Below are 20,938 nucleotides of genomic sequence, written 5' to 3' on the forward strand. Positions count from 1 at the left end.
CTATCGTATGCCTTTGGCTCAAGTCTGTCTTATTTCAGCATGAAGAAATACAGAGTGTAATGTCAATGTGGTATCAGTAAAAAGAATAATGCAGCCCCAGGCGCCGTCGCCGGCGTCTGTCATGCGTCAGCTATCAGCAAGATCCGGAAAACCGGACGACAAGAAATGAAGGATCGGAGCGTGAGGACCACACCTTGGGTGGAGGAGTTGCTGGTTTTCCTGGGATTCGCCGCCTGCGTGGCTTTGTGGCCGCGCAGTCCGCAGGCGATGTTGTCGCTGGCCAGTTTTGCGCCGCATGGCTTGTTCTGCTGGCAGCTGCTGGCGCGCGGCGCGCGGCGCAGCTGGTGGTGGCCGCTGGCGGCGCTGTTGCTGGCGGGCGAGCTGGCCTCGCCGGTCTGGGCCTTGGCGCTGGCCGGCTCCTTGTTTTTGCTTCTGCCCGGCCTGCGCCTGGGCGGCCTGCTGCGCGCGCGCGCGCGTCCCGCCACACCGGGCGAATTGCGCCGCCTGCTGCTGACTCTGATCGCCTATCCGGCCTTGCTGGTGGCCCTGCTGCTGGGCGGTTATGCCTGGCTGGCCAGCGAGCAGGCAATGGCGCCTTGGTCGTGGTCGTGGCAGTGCTGGGCGGCGGTCAGTTCCGCGTTGTTCTTGTGCGCGCCGCTGGCCTGGCCTGTGCCGCGGCGGATGGCGGCGGCGCTGCGCATCGAGTTGGCGCTGATTCTGGCGCTGGTGGCAGGCGGGGTGTCGCTGCAGCTGTCTTGCGGCGCGGCGCTGAACATTCCCAGCCAGCTGCTGTATTTCCCCTTCATCCTGTGGGCTGCCTGGCGTACCGGCCTGGGCGGCGCCGCGCTGACCGCCGGCATGGTGACGCTGGCATTGTCGTTGGCGGCGCTGTCGCCCGGCTGGCCGCTGCATGCCGGCATGGGCAACGCCTCCACCGATCTGCTGCTGGCGCTGGCGTTGAATGTTTCCGGCCTGCTGGTGGCGATCCTGATGGACGGCCACCGCACTGACGAAGCGGCGCTGAAGACCTTTCAGGCGCGGATAGAGTCGCTGGTCAACAACAGCCCCACCATGATGTCGCTGAAGGACATGGACGGGCGTTACCTGCTGGTGAACGCCGCCTACGCGCGCCGAGTGGGGGTGTCCGCGCAGTCGCTGCTGGGGTGGCGGCCGGAGGACGTGTTCGACGCCGCCGACGCCGCGCAGATACGCGAGCAGGACCAGCAGGTGCTCAACCTGCTGTCGCCGCGCCAGTTCGAGGAGCATTTCAGCCTGAACGGCCTGGAGACCTATCTGCTGGCTTCCAAGTTTCCGCTGTTCGACGCCGATGGCCGGCCCGCCGGCGTCGGCAGCGTGGACACTGACATCACCTTGAGCAAGCGCGAGCAGAAAGCCAAGCGCGAAGCCGAGGAGCGCTACTTGGCGCTGGTGGAGCAGTCGCTGGTGGGCATCTACATCCTGCAGGACGAGCGGCTGGTCTACGTCAATCCCAAGCTGGCCGAAATCCTGGGTTACGAGCAGGAGCAACTGGTGGGCATGAGCATGAGCCAGGTGCTGATGCCGGGCGAGGCCAACCGGCTGCGCCAGCAACTGCTGCGCCGCTTCCGCGACAATATCTCGGTGATGCACTACTCCACCCGCGCGCTGCGCAAGGACGGCGTGCTGGTGGATATGGAGGTGCACAGCCGCCTGTTCGAGCTGGAGGGGCGCAAGGCGATCATCGGCGTGGTGATGGATATCTCCGAGCGCCTGCTGGCCGATACCAACCTCAGGCTGGCGGCCAAGGTGTTCGAGAATTCGGCCGAAGGCATTCTGATCCTGGATGCCGGCGCCCGCATCATCGCCGTCAACGACGCCTTCACCCGCATCACCGGCTACAGCGAGGACGAGACGCTGGGCAAGCCTTCGCGCATCTTCAGCCTGGGGCAGCAGGAGCGGGAGGCGATGCAGCAGGCATTGGCCACGCTGGGCCACTGGCAGGGCGAGATGCAGGACCGGCGCAAGAACGGCGAATGGTATCCGGCCGAGCTATCGATTTCCGCGCTACGCGACGAGGACGGCCAGCTGTCCAATTATGTGGCGGTGTTCTCCGACATCACCCAGCGCAAGGAGGCCGAGGAGCGGCTGCAGTTCCTGGCCAACCACGACCCGTTGACCCGGCTGCCCAACCGCAGCAGCCTCACCGCGCGGCTGGACGAGGCGCTGGCGCAAATGGCCAGCCAGGGCGGCCAACTGGCGGTGATGTTCATCGATCTGGACCGCTTCAAGCTGATCAACGACTCCTTCGGCCACCAGGCCGGCGACCAGCTGCTGTGCGAGATCGCGCTGCGGCTGGCGCGGGTGGTTGGCGAGCGCGGCCTGCTGGCGCGGCTGGGCGGCGACGAGTTTACCTTGCTGATGACCGGCTTCGACAAGCACAAGCAGCTGGCCGACATGGCCGGCGACATCCTGGCCGAGTTGGGCCGGCCGCTGAGCCTGGAGGCGCACGAGGTGTTCATCACCGGCAGCATAGGCATCAGCGTGTTCCCGCATGACGGCCAGGACGCGCGCACTCTGCTGAAGAACGCCGACGTGGCGATGTACCGCGCCAAGGATTCGGGCAAGAACACCTACCAGTTTTTCGACATCGGCATGAACACCCAGACCTTCGAGCGGCTGCTGCTGGAAAACGGTCTGCGCATGGCGCTGGAGCGCGGCGAGTTCGAACTGCACTTCCAGCCGCAGCTGGGCGCGGACAGCCGCAGTCTGGAGGGCGCCGAGGCGCTGATCCGCTGGCGCCATCCGCAGCTGGGCCTGGTGCCGCCGGTGCGCTTCATCGGGTTGGCGGAGGAAACAGGCCTGATCAAGCCTATAGGCGACTGGGTGCTGCACGAGGCCTGCCGTCAGCTGGCGGCCTGGGATCTCGAGGGGGTGAGGGTGCCCAGGCTGGCGGTGAACCTGTCGCCGCGCCAGTTCGGCCAGCCCTCGCTGCCGGCCAAGGTGGCCGGCGCGCTGCAGGCCGCCGGCCTGGCGGCGGAGCGGTTGGAGCTGGAAATCACCGAGAGCATGATCATGCAGAGTCCGGGCGAGGCGGTGAGTCTGCTGTCGGAACTGAAGGCGCTGGGGGTGTGGCTGTCGATCGACGATTTCGGCACCGGCTATTCCTCGCTGTCTCATTTGAAGCGCTTCCCGCTGGACACGCTGAAGATAGACCAGTCTTTCGTCGATGGCCTGCCGGCCGACGAAGACAACGCCGCCATCGCCGAGGCGATACTGGCGATGGCCAAGAAGCTGAAGTTCCACGTGGTGGCTGAAGGAGTGGAGAGCGAGGAGCAGGCGGCTTTTCTGCAGAGCAAGGGCTGCCACACGTTGCAGGGCTACCATTTCAGCCGGCCGCTGCCGGCGGCGGACTTCGCCGCGCTGGCGCTCGGCTGGCAGCGCCGGGACGAGATGGCCGGTATTCCGGCGTGAAGCTGGGCCTGGAGCCGGCTTGGCGCTAAAATGGCGGGATTGTGAATCGAGACCCCCCCCGCCATGAGCAACAAACGCCTGATACACGGCTTCCACGCCATCAACGCCCGCCTGTGGCAGAACCCGAAAAGCCTGCTGGAAATCTGGCTGGCCGGCGGCCGCCACGACGCCCGCGCCAAGGCGGTGCTGGACAAGGCGGGCGAGGAAAAAGTCAAGCTGCACATCGTCGATAAGGAACGGCTGGACAGCATGAGCGGCAACGCGCGCCACCAGGGTGTGGTGGCGATGATAGACGCCAGCATGAATTACGTGGATCTGGACGACGTGCTGGAAAACCTGTCCGAGCCGCCGCTGCTGCTGATTCTGGACGGCGTCACCGATCCGCACAATCTGGGCGCTTGCCTGCGCGTGGCCGACGCGATGGGCGTGCACGCGGTGATCGCGCCCAAGGACCGCTCCGCCACGCTGAACGCCACCGTGTCCAAGGTGGCCTGCGGCGCCGCCGAAGTGGTGCCCTACATCACCGTCACCAACTTGGCGCGCACGCTGCGCGAACTGAAGGACCACGGTGTGTGGATCGCCGGCACCACCATGGAGGCCGATACCGACCTCTACCATTTTGAAGCCGCCGGTGCGCTGGCCTGGGTGATGGGCGCGGAAGGCGAAGGCATGCGCAGGCTGACCCGCGAGCACTGCGACGCGCTGGTGTCCATCCCGATGTTCGGCACTGTGGAAAGCCTCAACGTGTCGGTGTCGTCCGGCATGGTGCTGGCGGAAAGCCGCCGCCAGCGGGTGGTCAAGGCGCAAGGGTGAGCCGGAGCTGCTAGTGTTTAACGCATTGCCATGCCATTAACCGATTTCGGGTGCAGGGCATTTTTCGTTCTGTTTTCAAACCAGGGTGGAGTTCGCTGCGCGGACGATGATTTACACGGCGGTTCCGTCCGCCGGGCGGGCAAGGGAGCTGTCCCGTCAGCTCCCTTGCAACCCTAGGTGGCCGCCGCATCCCGAGAATCCCGGTTTACCGGCACGGGTCGGGGCACTGGTGGCGGCTGACTGACCATGCCAGCCATTTAGCTTTTCCAATGACGCGATTTCTTCCTATTCCTGCCCGCCCAGCACGTCCCGCGTCAACGCCAGCCAAGCGCGCGCCGCGTGCGACAGGTAGCCGCCGCGCTGCCAGATCAGCGCCAGATGCCAGTACAGCTTGGGGTCGTACAGCGGGATCACGTCGTATTGCTCCGGATTCAGGCGGCTGACGATGCAGCGCGGCAGCAGGGTGATGCCCAGATTGGCCGCCACCAGCTCCACGATGAAGTCCCAGTGCGCGCTGCGGCCGACGATGTTCAGCGGCTTGCCCAGCTCGCGGAAGGCGTCGCCGATGCGGCGGCTGAGGGTGAAGTCGTCCGGATACAGCACCAGCGGCTGGTCGGCGATGTCGGTCAGCTGCACCAGCGAGCGGCCATGCCAGCGCGAGCCGGCCGGCGCCACCAGGCACAGCGGGTCGCGCACCACCGAGTAGTGGTCGAACACCTGACTGTCCACCGGCAGCACCGCCACGCCGATTTCCAGATCGCCGCTCCTGATGCGGCTTTCTATCCCCAGCGCGCCGTCTTCCACCATTTTCAGCTCGATCTGCGGGTAGCGGCGGCGGAAATGGCTGACCACCGGCGCGAAGAAGGCCACGCCCACCATGGGCGGCAAACCCACCACCAGCTCGCCGCTGCTGAGCGAGGCCAGGTCGGCCAGCTCGTGCTTGAGCTGGTTCATCGCCGACAGCACGTCCAGGCCGCGCTCGTAGGTGACGCGGCCGGCGTCGGTCAGGCGGAAGCTGCGGCCTTCGCGCAGGATCAGCGGCATGCCCAGCTCCTCCTCCAGCTGCTTCACCATCTTGCTGATGGTGGGCTGGGTGACGAACAGCGCCTCGGCGGCTTTGGTGAAGCTTTGGCATTTCACCAGTTCGACAAAGTAACGCAGCGCGCGGATGTCCATGTGCATTCCTATTTGGAATCATATCGATAATTTTAATTCATTTTTAGAATGAATGCCGGCTGGTTATACTTTGCACAACTCCTAAGTTTTGATGGAAGCCGATCATGGCCAGCCGCCTGTTTCACCGCCTCGCGCCCTTGCTGCAGACCTTCAGCCAGGTGTTGCTGCTGAGTCTGGTGTGGCTGGCGGCCAGCCAGCTGAGCCAGCGTTTCCTGCCCGTCATGCCGGCCGGCGTACTGGGCATGCTGTTGGTGCTGGCCGGGTTGTGGTCGCGCCTGTTGCCGCTGACATGGTTCAAGCACGGCGCGCGCTGGCTGCTGGCTGAGATGCTGCTGTTCTTCATTCCCGCCGTGGTGGCGGTGGTGCAGTATCCGCAGCTGGTGTTGAGTTCCGGGCCGCGCATCGTGCTGGTGATCGCGCTGTCCACCGTGCTGGTGATGGCGGTGACTGCGCTGGTGGTGGACCGCTGCTACCGACTGGAACTGATGTTGCGGCGCCGCCGCAGCAATCGCCAGGCGCAGCTGAAGGCGGAAGTCCATGGAGCATGAAATTGCATTGGTCTCGTTCGTACTCACAGTGGTGCTGTACGGGCTGGTGAAAAAGTATTACCTGAGAACCCGCAGCTGGTGGAGCACACCGATACTGGCGGTGCCGCTGCTGGTGATCGGCCTGGTGGTGTTGGCCCGCGTGCCCTACCACACCTATTTCGCCGATACCCGCTGGTTGACCTGGTTGTTGGGGCCGGCGACGGTGGCTTTCGCGATACCGATCTACGAGCAGCGCACGCTGATCCGCAAGCATTGGCTGTCGCTGGGCTGCGGCGTGTTGGCGGCGGTGCCGGTGGCGGTGTTTAGCTCAGTGTGGCTGGCGCGCTGGCTGGATCTGTCCGAACTGACGCAGAAAAGCCTGGCGCCGCGTTCGATCAGCACGCCGTTCGCGCTGGCGGCTTCGCACACCTTGGGCGGCTCGTCCGACCTCACCGCCTTGTTCGTGGTGGTGACCGGGGTGTTCGGCATGATGGTGGGACAGCTGCTGCTGGCGGTGCTGCCTGTGCGTTCTACGCTTGCCCGCGGCGCCTTGTTCGGCGCTGCGGCCCATGCGGCCGGCACCGCCAAGGCCGCTGAGCTGGGAGCGGAAGAGGGCGTGGTGGCCAGCCTCACCATGATGCTGGCCGGCGTGGCCACGGTGTTCGCCGCGCCCTTGATTGGATATTGGATTTAACGGTTCTTGTTGTGAGCTGGCCGCCGGTGGGGTGGTGGCCGGTGGGTTTCTCCTCCCCAAAACGAGCGTTGATTAGGGCCGGCCCTTGTGGGGTCGGCCATTTTTTTTGCCCGCGTGGTCGAAGTCGTGGCTGTGGCCATGGTTGTCCTGGCCGAACGGCGTGTGGCAGACGCAGGGCGAGCCTTCGGCCGCTTCCACTAGTGTCTGCAAAATGCCGCAATCAGCGGCCGGATGGCTGTCGTGGCATTTGTCGCGCAGCGCCAACAACTGCTGTTCCAGCAGCCGCAGCGCTTCCACCTGCTGATGCACCTTGGCGATCTGCTGGTCTATCAGCTGGTTGATGTCTTCGCAGTCGTGCTGGTGGTCGGCCTTGAACGCCGCCAGATTGCGGATGTCGGCCAGCGACATGCCCAGCGAGCGGCAGTGCAGGATGAAGTTCAACTCGCCCAGCTGCTCCGCGGTGTAGCGGCGGTAGCCGGAGGCGGAGCGCTGCGGCTCGGACAGCAGTCCCTCGCGCTCGTAGTAGCGTATGGTTTCCACTTCGCAGCCGGTCTGGCGCGACAGTTCTCCGATCAACATGATGCCTCCCTATCCAATCCGCTTGACCCTGTAGTCACTTCAGGGTGTGCAATGTGCCCAGACTATCAATGGAGGCGCATATGTCAAGCGCGACGCGTTACCGCAAGCCGATGAAACCGCACGAACACCACGCCGGACACAAAGCTGGCGGAGGAGATTGCTGCGCGGTGCGGGCGGAGTCCCAGCTGGGGCTGGCGCCGGCCGATGCGCACCGGCATGGCCACGCTTGCGGGGGGGGGCATGGCGAAGACCGCCATGGCCATGCGCACGATCACCGCCATGACCATGCTCACGCCGCGTCCTGCAGCGGTTCCGCCCTGCCCGGCCGGGTGAAGTTGGGCCAGGGCGCCGGCGCCCATCATTCGCGGCTGCAGATCCAGGCGATGGACTGCCCGACCGAAGCCAGGCTGATCGAGAAGGCGCTGTCCGGCATCGACGGCGTGGTGGCGCTGGAATTCAATTTCATCGAGCGGGTGCTGCTGTTGCAGCACGACCTGCCGCACCTGGACGAGGTCAAGCGCGCCATCGCCAAGGTGGGCATGCAGGCGGTGGAGCTGACTGGCGGCGAGCAGGCCGCGGCCCCGGTGGTGGCTTCGCGCCGCGCCAACCTGCTGCTGGTCCTGTCCGGCCTGACCGCGGCGGCTGCCGAGGGGGCGGCCTGGAGCCTGGGCGACGGCCAGCCGCTGGTGGCGGGCCTGGCGCTGGCATCCATCCTGCTGGGCGGCATTCCCACCCTGAAAAAGGGCTGGATCGCGCTGTCCAGCCGCACCTTGAACATCCATTTCCTGATGTCGGTGGCGGTGATGGGCGCGATGCTGATCGGCCAGTGGCCGGAAGCGGCGATGGTGTTGTTCCTGTTTTCCATCGCGGAAAGGCTGGAGGCGATGTCGCTGTCGCGCGCCGGCGAGGCGGTGCGGGCGCTGATGGCGCTGGCGCCGGAAACCGCCTGGGTGGCCAGCGGCGACGGCTGGCGCGAAGTGGCGGCGGCCGAGGTGGCGGTGGGCAGCCGCATCCGCGTACGTCCGGGCGAGCGGGTGCCGCTGGACGGCAGCATCGTCAGCGGCCACAGCAGCTTTGACGAGGCGCCGATCACCGGCGAGAGCCTGCCCAAGGACAAGGGGCCGCGAGACACGGTATTTGCCGGCAGCATCAACGGCGCCGGCGTGGTGGAGGTGGAGACCGGCGCCGCGGCTTCCGGCTCGGTGCTGTCGCGCATCATCGCCACCGTGCGCGACGCGCAGGCCAGCAAGGCGCCCACCCAGCGCTTCATCGACCGCTTCGCCGCCGGCTACACTCCGGTGGTGCTGGCGTTGGCCATCCTGTTCGCGCTGCTGGCGCCGACGCTGGGCTTCATGCTCTGGCACCAGGCCATCTACAGCGCGCTGGTGATGTTGGTGATCGCCTGCCCGTGCGCGCTGGTGATCGCCACCCCGGTGACGGTGGTGAGCGCGCTGGCTTCCGCCGCGCACCATGGCCTGCTGGTGAAGGGCGGCGCGCCACTGGAGATGGCGGCGAGCATAGACACGGTATGCCTGGACAAGACCGGCACGTTGACGCTGGGCCAGCCCAGCCTGACGCGGGTGATGCCGCTGGCGGGCAATGACGAGAACACGGTGCTGGCCTGGGCGGCGGCGCTGGACAGCCATTCCACCCACCCCTTGGCCCGCGCGGTGTTGGATGCCGCCGCGCAGCGCGGCATCCGCGCGCCGGAATCCCGCGAGGTGAGCGAACTGATAGGACGCGGCGTCAGCGGCAAGGTGGCGGGGCGCCATCTGCAGCTGGGCAGCCGTCGTCTGGCGGACGAGCAGGGCGCGCTGTCGCCGCTGCTGGAGCAGACGCTGCAGGCGCTGGAGGTGGCCGGCGAGGGCGCGCTGGTGCTGCTGGAGGGCGACCAGGCGTTGGGCGTGCTGGCAGTGGCCGACAAGGTGCGGCCGGAAGCGGCCGCCACCATCACCCGGCTGAACGCTATGGGTGTGGGGACGGTGATGCTCAGCGGCGACAGCCCACAGGTGGCGCAGGCGGTGGCCAGGCTGACCGGCGTCGGCGCGGCTCACGGCGGCCTGCTGCCGCAGGACAAGTTGCGCCATATCGAGCGCCTGCAGCAGAGCGGCAAGGTGGCGATGGTGGGCGACGGCGTCAACGACGCGCCGGCGCTGGCCCGCGCCGATCTGGGCATCGCGATGGGCGCGGCCGGTTCCGACAGCGCGCTGGAGACGGCGGGCGTGGCGCTGATGGACGACAAGCTGTCACGGCTGGCCGACCTGATCTCTCACGCGCGCCGCGCCGCGCGGGTGCTGAAGGCCAATATCGCCATCGCGCTGGGTATCAAGCTGCTGTTTTTCGTCTTGGCCATGCTGGGCATCGCCAGTCTGTGGATGGCGGTGTTCGCCGATGTCGGCACCAGCCTGATCGTGATCGGCAACGGCCTGCGGCTGGCCGGCAAGGTGAAGGCCTGAGGATTCAGGCGTAGGTGTCCACGTTCTGTCCGGGCTTGGTCTGGCTGTCCGACGGGGAGCTGGCCTGCTGGGCCTTCTGCAGCGGACTGAGGTTTGGGTTGCCGCTTTGCTGCTGCAGCAGCTGCATCCGCGCCTGCTGTTCCATCTGCGAGGCCTCCGCCGCCACCGCGCGGTCCTGGCCGGACGGGTCGACCGGCGCCAGAGCCGCGGTGCGCACCGTCTGGGCGTTCTGGATGGTTTCCTGCGGGGTATTGCCCTGGCTGACCCGTATGCTGACTTCGCCGCCTATCGCATACTGCTTGCCGTCAGGCCCCTGTTCATAGGTGAAGCTGGCCGCGCCCGCCAGCGCGCCGCCAGCCGCCTGGTGGGCGGCTTCGTGGCGGCGCACGTCGGTGTCGCGCGCCTTCAGTTCTGCCACCTGTTTTTGCTGGTCGGCGTTCAGCGGCTTGCCGTCCGGGGTTTTGGGCGTCGCGGGATTGCTGTTCTGCGCGCCGTTGCCGCCGCTGGAGCCTGAACCGGCGTCGTTGCCGCTTTTGCCGCTGGCGCTGCCGCCGGCCACGGCCTGGCTGCCGGAGCTATCGTTGCCGCCGCTGGATGTGGTGGGGATGCTGGCCGCCTGGGCGCGCAATTGCTGGCAGGCAGGGCATTGGCAATTGGGGCCGTGCATGCTGATGCCGTAACTGCCGCCGGCGCTGGCTACGCTGGAAATGGACATGGCCGGATTTCCTTCTAACATTTCAGTATAGAAGCGCTTGCCCGCTATTCCAGCGCGCGTGGCAGAATGTCCGCATGGAAATCATGCTGGAGAACGAAATGAATGAACAGGCGCAGGGACAGCGCGAGCTGGTGATGTCGGTATTGATGACGCCGGACATGGCCAATTTTTCCGGCAACGTGCACGGCGGCGTGCTGCTGAAGCTGCTGGACCAGGTGGCTTACGCCTGTGCCAGCCGCTACGCCGGCCGCTATGTGGTGACCTTGTCGGTGGATCAGGTGCTGTTCAAGCAGGCGATCCATGTCGGCGAGCTGGTGACTTTCTTCGCCAGCGTCAACCATGTCGGCCGCACCTCGATGGAGGTTGGCATCAAGGTGGTGGCGGAAAACATCCAGCAGCGCAGCCAGCGGCACACCAACAGCTGCTATTTCACCATGGTGGCGTTCGAGGACGGCAAGGCGGTGGTGGTGCCGCCCCTGGCGCTGGATACGCCGGACCAGCAGCGGCGTTTCCGCGGCGCGGAAATGCGCAAGCAACTGCGCATCGAGATGCAGCAGCGCAAGGACGCCATAGGCTAGGCCGGGAGGCTCCGCCGCCGGCCTGTTCCGGAGGCGGGGCCTGGTCTACAATCGGCGTTTGCCTTTCCGCCTTCCCCTCCCATGTATACCCTGATACACCAAGATCCCCGCTTTTACCTGGTCGACAAGCATGCCGGCGTCGGCTTCCACCGCGAAGGCGAGGAGGACGGCCTGATGGATGCGCTGCGCGCCGGGCTGGGCGACGCGGCGCTGTGGCCGGTGCACCGGCTGGACCGCATCACGTCCGGGCTGATTCTGGTGGCGCGCTCGGCCGAAACCGCTCGGCAGTTGGGCGAGGCGCTGGCCGGCCGCGAGGTGGAGAAATACTATCTGGCGCTGTCCGACCGCAAGCCGCTGAAGAAGCAGGGCAGGGTGAGCGGCGACATGGCCAAGGGGCGCGGCGGGGCGTGGCGCCTGTTGGCCAGCCAGGACAATCCGGCGCTCACTCAGTTTTTCAGCTACTCGCTGCAGCCGGGCGTGAGGCTGTTTCTGCTGCGGCCGCGCACCGGCAAAACCCACCAGCTGCGGGTGGCGCTCAAATCGCAGGGCGCGCCGATACTCGGGGATGTTCTCTATGGCGGCAGCGCGGCCGACCGCGGCTATCTGCACGCCTACGCGCTGCGTTTCAGCCTGGATGGCGAAGATTTCCGCTTCGTCTGCCCGCCGCGGCAGGGGGAGCATTTCACCGGCGCAGCCTGCCGGCAGCTGCTGGACACCCTGTCAGCGCCGTGGGAGCTGTCCTGGCCCAGGGCCTGATCGGCCTCAGGCGGCGACGGCGGCCGGCTGGAAGCGGCCGATTTCCACCTGGTGCCGGCGGCAGTGCTCGCCGAAGGCGTCGCTGATCAGGTAGTCGAACTCGCGGCTGCGGCTGGCGGCGATCGGGTCTTCGGCATCGCTCGCCGGCAGGCCGGGATGGCACATGATCAGCGCCTGGTCCGGCGCGCGGGCCAGCCAAGCCTGCATCAGTCCGGCGAAGTCGGCCTGCGGGCTGAGCGAATACATGCCGCCGAACCATGGCGCGGTGGCGAAGCCGTGCTCCTGCGCCTGTTCGTTGAAATTGATGCAGACGCTACGCAGGATCAGCGACTTGAGCCGGTTGTCGCCGGGGTGGCCCAGCTTGTCCGGCGCGCGCAGATAGGGCCGCTGACCCTGCGGCCAGCGCCGCAGAATGGCGTCGAACAAGGCGTCGCGTATCACCGGCAGCGCGTGCACATGCTGGTGGCCATCGACAAAATCCGGCAGCTGGCCGAAGTGTTCGGCGAAGCGGTCGATCTGCGATAGCGCCTCGTCCCGCAACGCCGGCTGCGACAGCTGGCGCAACTGGCTCTTCATCAACCAGTGCGACAGCGGCTTGGCCGGCGTGTCGAAGCCGTGGGTCAGATTGAAGTGCAGGCCGATGTCGGCGCGGCGCGCGCGGGCTTTCAGATCGCCGGCCAGCGCCGGCCAGTGCGGCGACTGGCTCATCACGCTGGTGGCGGACAGGCGCCCGGCGTCCAGCAATTGCAGGATGCCGGCGCTGATGCTGCCGGACTGGGCGAAGTCGTCGGCGCAGAGTGTCAATCGTTTTGTCATGAACAGTACGACCAGCGGCGTGCCGGAAAGTTTAGTGATCCGGCATGCCAGGCGTTAATTTGTTTGAGGGGCGGAGGCGAAGGCCCACAGCTTGCCCAGCAGGAAGGTGAGCACCGCCACGCTGAACAGCACGATGCACAGCGACAGCCGGTAATCCAGCGCGCTGAAGCGCAGCAGCAGGAAGTACATCGCCTCGTTGACGCAGAAGCTCAGGCAGGACACGCCGAAGAAGCGCGGCAGCGCCTGGCGGTGTGGCACGTGGCCTGCCTCGAAGGTGAAACGGCGATGGCCCCAGTAGCTGAGCTGGAACGCCGCCAGGAAGGCCAGCGCGTTGGCGAGGAGCGGCGGCAGGCCCAGCGGCACCATCACCAGCGCCACCAGCATGAAGTGCAGCAGCATCGCCGACACCCCCACCACGCCGAACCAGAACAGTTGCCGCGTCATGCCCGCTGGCCATCCCGCGGCTTGCTGATGCGGCTGATCAGATAGGTGGGGCGGCCCTTCACCTCGTTGAAGATGCGGCCGACGTATTCGCCCAATATCCCTATCGACAACAATTGCACGCCGCCCAGGAAGGTGACCGCCACCGCCAGCGTCGGCCAGCCGCTGACCGGGTTGCCGTACAGCATGGTGTGGATGAACTCCCAGATGGCGTAGCCTATCGACAGCATCGAGATGACGCAGCCGACCAGTGTCCAGATGCGCAGCGGCATATTGGAGAAGGCGGTCAGGCCGGTCAGGCCCAGGCCGAGCAGGCTGCGGAAGTTGAAGCTGCTCTTGCCGGCGCGGCGCTGCTGAGTTTGGGTTTCCATCGCCAGCTGGGTGAAGCCCACCCAGTTGTACAGGCCCTTCATGAAGCGGTTGCGCTCCGGCATCTGGCGCAGCGCATCCAGGATGCTGCGGTCCAGCACGCGGAAATCCTGGGTGTTTTCCGGAATCTTCAGCGGCGCGCCGCTGTTGAGCAGCGCGTAGAACACGCGGGTGAAGGCGCGCTTGGCCAGTGTTTCGTTGTCGCGGTTGGCGCGCACGCTGTACACCATGTCGTAGCCTTCGCGCCACTTCTCCAGGAACACCGGCACCATTTCCGGCGGGTGCTGGAAGTCGCCGTCTATCAGCACCGCCACGTCGCCGGCGATGTTGTCTATGCCGGCGGTGAGGGCGATCTCCTTGCCGAAATTGCGCGACAGCTGGATCAGCGTCACCGGTAGCCGTTGACCGGCCTCCAGCACCTTGGGCACGGTGTCGTCGCGGCTGCCGTCGTCCACCACCACCAGTTCGTGGCGCAGATTGTGCTGCTTCAGCAGCCGGTGCAGCGTCTCCAGCATCGGCACGATGTTTTCCGACTCGTTGTAGGCCGGGATGATGCAGCTGACCAGCGGGTCGAGCGGACGCTCGGCGGCGTGCAGCTCAAGCAGATAGGGCGGGACGAAGCCGGGTTGGCGAGTGTCGGTCATGGTTCGGTCCTGGGCGTTCAGTTGCTGCCGGCGGGGCGCAGCAGCAGCATGTGGTCCTTCATCACCGCGAATTCGCCCGCCCTGGCGTAATCGGCGGCGATGGGCGCGGGCAGGCTGGCGTAGTCGCGCTGCTCGGTGGCGATGAAGCTGCCTGGATGGGATGCCAGCAGCGCTGCCAATGCCTCGGGCTTGGCGGTGGTGCGCACCTTGCCTTGGCTGTAGAACTCGGCCGAGAACTCGCGGCGGCTGTCCCAGTAGATCAGGATGGCGTCGGACTGAGGCTGCTGTTGCTTCCAGGCGGCGATCACCGGCTTCTGGGTGCGGAAATAGCGCGCGCCATCGTGCCACTGTAGGCCGACGGCCACCAGTATCAGGATGCCCGAGACCATGGCCAGCCAGGGCAATGCGGAGCCGGAGGATGGACCGCGGCCGCGTTGCCATAGCTCCGCCATCAGCAGGGCGGCGCCGGGCAGCATCGGCAGCGAATACGGGAAGATGATATTGCCGGACAGAGTGAAGAACAGCAGCGTCATCAGCGTCCACAGCGCGAGGTACAGCAGCCAGCCGTCGTCGCTGCCGCCGCGGCACAGGGCCGGCAGGCGGCGGACATTGCGGGCCAGCCAGACCAGCATCGCCAGTGACCAGGGGAACAGGGCGCCGAAGGCGTACGGCCAGATCATGCCGCGCGGCGTGGCGTGGGCGAAGCCGTACTTGTCGCCCTTCCAGCCGGAGTCAAGGAAGCGGCTGACGTGTTCGCCCATGATGAAGTAGTTGAGGAAGCCCGGCGTGCGGATTTCCGCCCAGACATACCAGGGCAGCGCGACGGCGGCAACCAGCAGCGTGCCGGAAATCCACGGCAGCTCGCGCCACAGGGCTTTCCACTGGTTGCGGATCAGTACCCAGAAGAAGATGGGCATGCCCACCAGCACCACCGCCAGCGGGCCCTTTGCCAGCATTCCCAGGCCCAGGCCGGCGAAGAAGGCGTAGCGCCAAGCGCGGCCGCCGCCCTGCATCGCGTGCCAGAACGCCACCTGGCTCAGCGTGACGCAAAACAGCAGCGAGGGGTCGGTCATCACCGTGCCGGCCGCGCCGTAGAACAATAGTCCGCCGCCCAATAGCAGCGTGGTCGCCAGCGCGGCTTCGCCGCCATGGCGGCGGCGCATCAGGCCAGCGGTCAGCCACAGCGCGGCCAAGGACAGCAGCAGGGCGGGCAGGCGCGCGGCCAGCTCGTTGACGCCGAACAAGCCCATGCTGGCGGCGGACAGCCAGGTGGACAGCGGCGGTTTGGCCCAGAACGGCACACCGTAGTCGTGCAGCGGCGTCACCCAGTTGCCGGTTTCCAGCATCTTGCGGGCGATTTCGGCGTAGCGCGCCTCGGTGGTGTCGGTGAGCGGGATCGCCCACAGCGCCAGCAGGCGGATGGCCAGCAGCGCCAGCAGCACATAGCCGGCGGTTTTTTTCCAGGAGGAGGTTGCAGCGTTTTTCATGCAGAGTCTTGTTGTCAAAGCTGAATGTTCGGTTCGCGGCAAGGCTATCACAGACCGCTGGCCGCGTCTTCCCGGCGCGGACGCAAAAACGCCACCTCGGGGAGGAGGTGGCGTTCTGTCTGCAGCGTCGCGGGCTTATTGGCGGCCGTGCATCATCTTTTTCAGCACCGAGGCCAGCGCAAACAGCACCAGGGAGCTGGCGCCGGCCATCAGCACGAACAGCATGAAGAAGTCGTGCAGATTGTTGATGGCGTAGCCCAGGAAATGCGGCACCGGTTTGGTCGGGTCCGGATACAGTTCCGACAGCGTGCCGGCGAACTTGTTGGCTGCGGCGGAGGAGAGGAACCAGACCCCCATCATCAGGCCGGTGAAGCGGGCAGGCGACAGTTTCACCACCAGCGACAGGCCGATAGGCGACAGGCACAGCTCGCCGAAGGTGTGCAGCATGTACAGGCTGACCAGCCACAGCATGCTCACCTTGACGCCGGGCTGCAGGCCGTCGACGCCGAAGGCGATCACCAGATAGCCGATGGCCAGGAAGAACAGGCCCAGCGCCATTTTGGTCGGCGACGCCGGCTCCATGCCCTTGTTGCCCAGCTTGGTCCAGATCCAGGCGAACAGCGGCGCGAAGATCACCACCGAGATCGGATTGATGGACTGGAAGTAGGATGCCGGCACGGTGAAGCCCAGCAGGTTGCGGTTGGTCTGTTCTTCGGCGAAGAAGGTCAGCGAGGCGCCTGCCTGTTCGAAGGCGGACCAGAAGAAGATCACGAAGGCGGACACGATCAGGATCACCGCCAGCCGCTGCTTCTCGACGTTGGTCAGCGGCGTGTGTACCACTTTCTCGCCGCTGTCGTGATGGCGCTTGGGCGCCAGGCCGATAGGCGCGCCGGTCGGCGTCACCAGATACTTGTTCTTGAACAGACTGAAGATGACCAAGGACAGGAGCATGCCGAAGCCGGCTGCCATGAAGCCCCACTTGAAGTCGGCAGGGTTGCCGGTATCGCCGAGCGTGCCGCAAACCAGCGGCGCGATCAGCGAACCCGCGTTGATGCCCATATAGAAGATGGTGAAGGCGGAGTCGACGCGCTTGTCGCCCGGCGCATACAGCTGGCCCACCATCGACGAGATGTTGGGCTTGAACAGGCCGTTGCCGGCGATCAGCATTCCCAGGCCGCCGTACAGCAGCCAGGAGGCGGTGGCGACATTAGTCTCATGCAAAGAGCCGGAGAAGAACAGCATGAACTGGCCGATGGCCATCAGCACGCCGCCAGTCAGGATGGAGCGGCGGTTGCCCCAGTAGCGGTCGGCGATGTAGCCGCCGATCAGCGGAGTGAAAAACACCAAGCCGGTGTAGGTGCCGTAGATGTCGGCGGCGTGGGCCTTGTCGAACAACAGGGCCTTGAGCATGAACAACACGAAGATGGCGCGCATGCCGTAGTAGCTGAAGCGCTCCCACATCTCGGTCACAAAGAGCAGGTAGAGCCCCCTGGGATGCGATTGTGTCGACATAGAGATTTTTCCTTGTGTGACTTGAGACATCACTTAACGAGCGATGTTGTTGTTTTTTATGTATGCCTTGGATTTTGTAGGCAGCGCAAGATCATATCGGCTAAATGTTGAGATGTGAAAATTTTTTTAGCGAATTATTAATTACATTGTAATATTTAGAGCATTTACCTTGTTTTTTTGATGAATTTTGATAGTTGATTTTGCCGATTGCCATGCGTTTTATTCATGATGTTCATCGTTTACTGTATACAATTGATTGGTCAATATGTCTTTTGTATCGATATTCCGCTGTTGAATGTGCCGCCGGGCAGCGCTATGTTGACAAACAGGCCCGTAGCCATCATTCGGGCCGGACTCCCGCCAATGGCTTCCAAGGTGCCGCGATGAACATCCCGTCCCATGCCTGCCCGGCGCAGACCCCGCACGGGGGCCCGCGCCCCAACTGGTACACGCTGGACATCATCCTGACGTTCGATTTCCCCCACGCCTGATCGCCTTCCCCGCTCCGCTTCCTTGCCGCACCCATTGCAATGCGAACGTTTGCGTCTTCCCGGCGCGGCCGCGCCTGTGGCCAGTCGGACCGCGCGCGCACCAGGAGTCGAACCATGGCACGACGCATACCCGAGCCCTACCGCATCAAGATGGTGGAACCCATCCGCCAGACCACGCCGCCATACCGCCGCCAGGCCCTGGAGGAAGCGGGTTGGAATCCCTTCCTGCTCAAATCCGAAGACGTGTATATCGATCTGCTGACCGACAGCGGCACCGGCGCGATGTCGGACCGGCAATGGGCGGGCCTGATGACCGGCGACGAGGCCTATGCCGGCAGCCGCAGCTTCTTCCATCTGGCCGATACCGTGCAGGAGCTGTTCGGCTACGCCCACACCATTCCCACCCATCAGGGCCGCGGCGCAGAGCAGATACTGTTCCCGGAACTGGTGAAGCGTTGCCGTGGCGACAAACCGCTATTCCTTTCCAATTACCATTTCGACACCACCAAGGCCCATGTCGAAATGGCCGGCGCCCGCGCCGCCAATGTGCTGACCGACCAAGCGCTGGATACCGCCACGCCTTACGACTGGAAGGGCAATTTCGACCTGCGGCGGCTGGCTGCCGTCATTGCGCGGGAAGGCGCGGCCAATGTGGCGGCGATCATCGTCACCATTACCTGCAACAGCGCCGGCGGCCAGCCGGTGGCGATGGACAATATCCGCGCTGTCGGCGAACTGGCGCGCGCCAATGGGATTCCGCTGGTGCTCGACGCCGCGCGCTTCGCCGAGAACGCCTGGTTCATCCGCGAACGCGATCCGGCCTATGCCGGCGGCGACATCGCCGCCATCGCGCGCGAGATGTTCTCCCATGGCGACATGTTCACCATGTCGGCCAAGAAGGACGGCCTGGTGAACATCGGCGGCCTGTGCTGTTTCAAGGACGACGAGGCGCTGTTCCGCGCGGTGCAGGTGAACTGCGTGCCGATGGAAGGCTTTGTCACCTACGGCGGGCTGGCGGGGCGGGACATGGAGGCGCTGGCGATTGGCTTGCGGGAAGGACTGGATACAGACTATCTGCGCTACCGCATCGCCCAGGTGGCTTATCTGGGCGAAAGGCTGCGCGAGGGCGGGGTACCTATCCAGTATCCGACCGGCGGCCACGCGGTGTTCGTCGACGCCGCGCGGCTATTGCCGCAGATCCCGCCGGAGCGTTTCCCGGCGCATGCGCTGGCGTGCGAACTGTACCTTGAGGGCGGGGTACGGGCGGTGGAGATCGGTTCCCTGCTGCTGGGGCGCAATCCCGAGACCGGGCTGCAGGAGCCGTCTCCTTTCGAGTTGATGCGGCTGACCATTCCGCGCCGGGTGTATACCAACGACCATATGGATTACATCGCCGACTGCCTGATCGAGGTGAAAAAGCGCGCCAGCGCGGTCAGGGGCCTGAGGTTTGAATACGAGCCGCCGATACTGCGCCATTTCATGGCGCGGCTCCGGCCGGCATAGCGTCCCGCCCGGTCCCGCTGCCGAAGGCCGGCTTGCGGATGCGCATACTGAAGGCGCCGTCGCCTATCGTATTGAAGACGTTCTGCGCCGCCATGGTGATGGCGTGTTTGTTGACCTGGCCGCTGTTGACGCGGTTGGTCCACGGCTCCAGGATATTCACGCCCGACGACCCCACCGCCCATGAGGATGGCATCACCGTAGAAGCATGGACAACAATCTAGCCGCCGCGCTGGCGGCAGGCAAAATATCGGCGCCGGCCGGCTTGTGTTTGCGGTGGCTCGGCGTCATGTTTATCGGGTGGTCCGGACGATAGCCGGGAGAGGAAAGGGGATGGACATGTTTGAGCGTTTGCAGCGGCTGTTGGCGGAGGGAGGCGCCCGCTACCGGGTGATTGCGCATCCGGCCGAGGGCAATTCGCACAAGGTGGCGGAAATCCGCGGCACCGAGGTGGGGCAGGGCGCCAAGGCGATGCTGTGCCGGGTGAGGGACGCGCCCGGCCAGTTCGTGCTGGCGGTGCTGCCGGGCGACGAGCGGGTCGATTTCAACAAGGTGGCGGCGGCGGTGGGCGCGCGCAAGGTCAAGCTGGCCGACGCGGCCGACGCCGAGCAGGCCACCGGCTGCGCGATCGGTTCGATTCCGCCGTTCAGCTTTGATCCCGCCATCCGGCTGGTAGTGGACCGGCAGTTGCTGGCGCGCTACGGCGAGATTGCTTTCAACGCCGGCCGGCTGGACGCCTCCATTGTGCTGAACGGCGACGATTACCGCCGCCTCGCCCAGCCCATGCTGGCCGATATCTGCGCGATTGCGGAGTAAGTCATGGAGACTTTGGCTCTTTACGCGCACGCCATTTTGGCGGGAGGCGACAATCCGCGGATTCTCGGGCGCGAGCGACACGCCAGACGCTGGCGCGAGCGCGATTGCGAAGTGAGTCTGGAGGAATGCGTCTACCGCTTCGCCAACGGCGTGGTGATACAGCGCAGCGTGGAGCAGGACGATTATCCCGGCGAACTGGCTTGCGCCGAATGCTGGATCGGCTATCAGGTGCTGGAGTTGGGAGAGTCGCCCGGCATTTCGCCGATGCAGAAGACTTTCGACAACGCCTGCCGCGAAAGCTGGTGGCTGGCGTACCACGCTGCGCCAGGCGTTTAGCCCGGCTCCAGCCAGACGCTGGAAAAGTCGATCCAGCCGCACTGCGCCAGATAGACGTCCATCTCGTCCAGGCAGCCGATAGCGTTCAACGGCGCGCAGCGCAGCGCGGTAGCCATGGTTGACTGTGGATCGGCGCAGCTGGGCAGGCTCTCATCCGTTCGCGGCTAGTGTAGCTTGCGTACTCAGCCGGGTGCGCATGGTGGCCTGAGTGAAGGCGGCCCGAGTCGGCGGGCCGTCTTCATGGTCGGCTTAGTTGGCGGCCGGCTCCAGCCTCGGCTGGCCCAGCTGCACCATCGGGCCGTCGGCGGGTTTCCATTCGCCCTGGATGCGCCAGGTCTTGGCGTGGTCTTCCAACTGGATATACCAGTGGTTGGCGTTGACCGGGGCCTTGGGCAGGATGCCTTGGTATAGATTGGGGCCGGCCATGGTCATTTCGGCGTCCAGGTCGAAATCGTCCTGCGCCGGGTGGATCATGCGCAGCGAGATGGTATCCGGCAGCCGCGCCTTGCTGCTGGTGACCAGCCGCAGGCTGCGGCCGTCGCTGCCCAGCATCAGTTGTCCGGACAGCCCCATCTGGTCGGCCGCCTTGTCGCGGCGCAGCTCCATATTGATGGCCTTGCCCTTTTTGTAGTAGTCGTCGGTCACCAGGCCGTCGTCCGACTTGATGGCGGCGGCGAGGAAGAAGATGCCGACGATGATGGACGCCAGCGGGATGCCGAACAGAATCCACGGCCAGGGTTCCTTGTACCAGGGGCGGGGCGGGCGGGCGGTGTGCTGCATGC

Annotated in this window: 20 protein-coding genes; 10 read left to right on the forward strand and 10 right to left on the reverse strand. The window is 65.5% G+C overall.

Annotation, left to right across the window (positions count from 1 at the left end):
• Positions 1–180: 180 nt before the first annotated feature.
• Positions 181–3,450, forward strand: a complete 3,270-nt coding sequence (locus BI347_RS11680; protein WP_239690870.1) for a bifunctional diguanylate cyclase/phosphodiesterase — start codon at positions 181–183, stop codon at positions 3,448–3,450.
• 63 nt (positions 3,451–3,513) lie between these two features.
• On the forward strand, positions 3,514–4,263 hold the full coding sequence (gene rlmB, locus BI347_RS11685; protein ID WP_071115923.1) for a 23S rRNA (guanosine(2251)-2'-O)-methyltransferase RlmB: 750 nt from the start codon (positions 3,514–3,516) through the stop codon (positions 4,261–4,263).
• A gap of 285 nt (positions 4,264–4,548) precedes the next feature.
• Here the strand turns inward: rlmB and BI347_RS11690 are convergent, their stop codons facing one another.
• The gene (locus tag BI347_RS11690; RefSeq protein ID WP_071112727.1) at positions 4,549–5,439 is read right to left on the reverse strand and encodes a LysR family transcriptional regulator; all 891 of its coding nucleotides are present in this window, start codon (positions 5,437–5,439) and stop codon (positions 4,549–4,551) included.
• A gap of 104 nt (positions 5,440–5,543) precedes the next feature.
• Here BI347_RS11690 and BI347_RS11695 point away from each other — a divergent pair, with 104 nt between their 5' ends.
• Both BI347_RS11695 and BI347_RS11700 read left to right on the forward strand, forming a co-directional pair.
• Positions 5,544–5,987 (forward strand): CidA/LrgA family protein, encoded by a 444-nt coding sequence (locus BI347_RS11695; RefSeq protein WP_071112728.1) that lies wholly within the window; start codon positions 5,544–5,546, stop codon positions 5,985–5,987.
• Positions 5,977–6,660: an LrgB family protein gene (locus BI347_RS11700; RefSeq protein ID WP_071115924.1), complete on the forward strand. Its 684-nt coding sequence runs from the start codon at positions 5,977–5,979 to the stop codon at positions 6,658–6,660. The genes BI347_RS11695 and BI347_RS11700 overlap by 11 nt, the downstream gene beginning before the upstream one ends.
• A 72-nt stretch (positions 6,661–6,732) precedes the next feature.
• On the opposite strand, the gene BI347_RS11705 is transcribed toward BI347_RS11700, so the two are convergent.
• The gene (locus tag BI347_RS11705) at positions 6,733–7,239 is read right to left on the reverse strand and encodes a Cd(II)/Pb(II)-responsive transcriptional regulator (protein WP_071112730.1); all 507 of its coding nucleotides are present in this window, start codon (positions 7,237–7,239) and stop codon (positions 6,733–6,735) included.
• 80 nt (positions 7,240–7,319) lie between these two features.
• Here BI347_RS11705 and BI347_RS11710 point away from each other — a divergent pair, with 80 nt between their 5' ends.
• Positions 7,320–9,695, forward strand: coding sequence for a heavy metal translocating P-type ATPase (locus tag BI347_RS11710; RefSeq protein WP_239690871.1), 2,376 nt, complete (start codon positions 7,320–7,322; stop codon positions 9,693–9,695).
• A 4-nt stretch (positions 9,696–9,699) separates the two neighbouring features.
• On the opposite strand, the gene BI347_RS11715 is transcribed toward BI347_RS11710, so the two are convergent.
• The gene (locus BI347_RS11715) at positions 9,700–10,410 is read right to left on the reverse strand and encodes a putative metalloprotease CJM1_0395 family protein (RefSeq protein WP_071115925.1); all 711 of its coding nucleotides are present in this window, start codon (positions 10,408–10,410) and stop codon (positions 9,700–9,702) included.
• 98 nt (positions 10,411–10,508) lie between these two features.
• Between BI347_RS11715 and BI347_RS11720 the strand changes: the two genes are divergently transcribed.
• Together BI347_RS11720 and BI347_RS11725 are read left to right on the forward strand one after the other, a co-directional pair.
• A complete protein-coding gene (locus BI347_RS11720) occupies positions 10,509–10,988 on the forward strand; it encodes an acyl-CoA thioesterase (protein WP_071116401.1) in 480 nt (159 codons plus the stop codon).
• Between the two features lie 81 nt (positions 10,989–11,069).
• On the forward strand, positions 11,070–11,744 hold the full coding sequence (locus BI347_RS11725) for a TIGR01621 family pseudouridine synthase (protein WP_071112733.1): 675 nt from the start codon (positions 11,070–11,072) through the stop codon (positions 11,742–11,744).
• Positions 11,745–11,750: 6 nt separating this feature from the next.
• Here BI347_RS11725 and BI347_RS11730 read toward each other — a convergent pair whose 3' ends face one another.
• The 5 genes from BI347_RS11730 to BI347_RS11750 all read right to left on the reverse strand — a co-directional run bounded on the left by BI347_RS11730 (position 11,751) and on the right by BI347_RS11750 (position 17,013).
• Complete coding sequence (locus tag BI347_RS11730) at positions 11,751–12,560, reverse strand: ChbG/HpnK family deacetylase (protein ID WP_071112734.1); 810 nt, start codon at positions 12,558–12,560, stop codon at positions 11,751–11,753.
• Between the two features lie 54 nt (positions 12,561–12,614).
• Positions 12,615–13,004: a GtrA family protein gene (locus tag BI347_RS11735; RefSeq protein ID WP_071112735.1), complete on the reverse strand. Its 390-nt coding sequence runs from the start codon at positions 13,002–13,004 to the stop codon at positions 12,615–12,617.
• Entirely contained in the window at positions 13,001–14,014 is a 1,014-nt protein-coding gene (locus BI347_RS11740) for a glycosyltransferase family 2 protein (RefSeq protein WP_071112736.1), read from the reverse strand. The genes BI347_RS11735 and BI347_RS11740 overlap by 4 nt, the downstream gene beginning before the upstream one ends.
• A 17-nt stretch (positions 14,015–14,031) precedes the next feature.
• Complete coding sequence (locus tag BI347_RS11745) at positions 14,032–15,501, reverse strand: ArnT family glycosyltransferase (protein WP_071115926.1); 1,470 nt, start codon at positions 15,499–15,501, stop codon at positions 14,032–14,034.
• 135 nt (positions 15,502–15,636) lie between these two features.
• Entirely contained in the window at positions 15,637–17,013 is a 1,377-nt protein-coding gene (locus BI347_RS11750) for a peptide MFS transporter (protein ID WP_071115927.1), read from the reverse strand.
• A gap of 605 nt (positions 17,014–17,618) precedes the next feature.
• Here BI347_RS11750 and BI347_RS11760 point away from each other — a divergent pair.
• Positions 17,619–19,007, forward strand: a complete 1,389-nt coding sequence (locus BI347_RS11760) for a tryptophanase (protein WP_071112740.1) — start codon at positions 17,619–17,621, stop codon at positions 19,005–19,007.
• On the opposite strand, the gene BI347_RS11765 is transcribed toward BI347_RS11760, so the two are convergent.
• Positions 18,982–19,200, reverse strand: a complete 219-nt coding sequence (locus BI347_RS11765) for a hypothetical protein (protein ID WP_139166941.1) — start codon at positions 19,198–19,200, stop codon at positions 18,982–18,984. The genes BI347_RS11760 and BI347_RS11765 overlap by 26 nt on opposite strands.
• A gap of 137 nt (positions 19,201–19,337) precedes the next feature.
• On the opposite strand from BI347_RS11765, the gene BI347_RS11770 reads away from it, so the two are divergent.
• Positions 19,338–19,820 carry a YbaK/prolyl-tRNA synthetase associated domain-containing protein gene (locus BI347_RS11770; protein ID WP_204378032.1) on the forward strand — a complete coding sequence of 161 codons (483 nt, stop codon included), beginning with the start codon at positions 19,338–19,340 and terminating at the stop codon, positions 19,818–19,820.
• 3 nt (positions 19,821–19,823) lie between these two features.
• Positions 19,824–20,156, forward strand: a complete 333-nt coding sequence (locus BI347_RS11775; RefSeq protein ID WP_071112742.1) for a hypothetical protein — start codon at positions 19,824–19,826, stop codon at positions 20,154–20,156.
• A gap of 249 nt (positions 20,157–20,405) precedes the next feature.
• Here the strand turns inward: BI347_RS11775 and BI347_RS11780 are convergent, their stop codons facing one another.
• Positions 20,406–20,936, reverse strand: a complete 531-nt coding sequence (locus BI347_RS11780) for a FixH family protein (RefSeq protein WP_071112743.1) — start codon at positions 20,934–20,936, stop codon at positions 20,406–20,408.
• Between the last annotated feature and the right edge of the window lie 2 nt (positions 20,937–20,938).

This window comes from Chromobacterium sphagni (assembly GCF_001855575.1).
In the GTDB taxonomy this organism is placed as follows: domain Bacteria; phylum Pseudomonadota; class Gammaproteobacteria; order Burkholderiales; family Chromobacteriaceae; genus Chromobacterium; species Chromobacterium sphagni.

Excerpts from the sequence above, each read along its gene's own strand:
- BI347_RS11730 (WP_071112734.1), bottom strand. The coding sequence starts at position 12,560 with ATGACAAAACGATTGACACTCTGCGCCGACGACTTCGCCCAGTCCGGC.
- BI347_RS11690 (WP_071112727.1), bottom strand. The coding sequence starts at position 5,439 with ATGGACATCCGCGCGCTGCGTTACTTTGTCGAACTGGTGAAATGCCAA.
- rlmB (WP_071115923.1), top strand. The coding sequence starts at position 3,514 with ATGAGCAACAAACGCCTGATACACGGCTTCCACGCCATCAACGCCCGC.
- BI347_RS11760 (WP_071112740.1), top strand. The coding sequence starts at position 17,619 with ATGGCACGACGCATACCCGAGCCCTACCGCATCAAGATGGTGGAACCC.
- BI347_RS11745 (WP_071115926.1), bottom strand. The coding sequence starts at position 15,501 with ATGAAAAACGCTGCAACCTCCTCCTGGAAAAAAACCGCCGGCTATGTG.
- BI347_RS11775 (WP_071112742.1), top strand. The coding sequence starts at position 19,824 with ATGGAGACTTTGGCTCTTTACGCGCACGCCATTTTGGCGGGAGGCGAC.
- BI347_RS11735 (WP_071112735.1), bottom strand. The coding sequence starts at position 13,004 with ATGACGCGGCAACTGTTCTGGTTCGGCGTGGTGGGGGTGTCGGCGATG.
- BI347_RS11710 (WP_239690871.1), top strand. The coding sequence starts at position 7,320 with ATGTCAAGCGCGACGCGTTACCGCAAGCCGATGAAACCGCACGAACAC.
- BI347_RS11740 (WP_071112736.1), bottom strand. The coding sequence starts at position 14,014 with ATGACCGACACTCGCCAACCCGGCTTCGTCCCGCCCTATCTGCTTGAG.
- BI347_RS11705 (WP_071112730.1), bottom strand. The coding sequence starts at position 7,239 with ATGTTGATCGGAGAACTGTCGCGCCAGACCGGCTGCGAAGTGGAAACC.
- BI347_RS11715 (WP_071115925.1), bottom strand. The coding sequence starts at position 10,410 with ATGTCCATTTCCAGCGTAGCCAGCGCCGGCGGCAGTTACGGCATCAGC.
- BI347_RS11695 (WP_071112728.1), top strand. The coding sequence starts at position 5,544 with ATGGCCAGCCGCCTGTTTCACCGCCTCGCGCCCTTGCTGCAGACCTTC.
- BI347_RS11765 (WP_139166941.1), bottom strand. The coding sequence starts at position 19,200 with ATGCCATCCTCATGGGCGGTGGGGTCGTCGGGCGTGAATATCCTGGAG.
- BI347_RS11750 (WP_071115927.1), bottom strand. The coding sequence starts at position 17,013 with ATGTCGACACAATCGCATCCCAGGGGGCTCTACCTGCTCTTTGTGACC.
- BI347_RS11780 (WP_071112743.1), bottom strand. The coding sequence starts at position 20,936 with ATGCAGCACACCGCCCGCCCGCCCCGCCCCTGGTACAAGGAACCCTGG.
- BI347_RS11725 (WP_071112733.1), top strand. The coding sequence starts at position 11,070 with ATGTATACCCTGATACACCAAGATCCCCGCTTTTACCTGGTCGACAAG.
- BI347_RS11720 (WP_071116401.1), top strand. The coding sequence starts at position 10,509 with ATGAATGAACAGGCGCAGGGACAGCGCGAGCTGGTGATGTCGGTATTG.
- BI347_RS11770 (WP_204378032.1), top strand. The coding sequence starts at position 19,338 with ATGGACATGTTTGAGCGTTTGCAGCGGCTGTTGGCGGAGGGAGGCGCC.
- BI347_RS11700 (WP_071115924.1), top strand. The coding sequence starts at position 5,977 with ATGGAGCATGAAATTGCATTGGTCTCGTTCGTACTCACAGTGGTGCTG.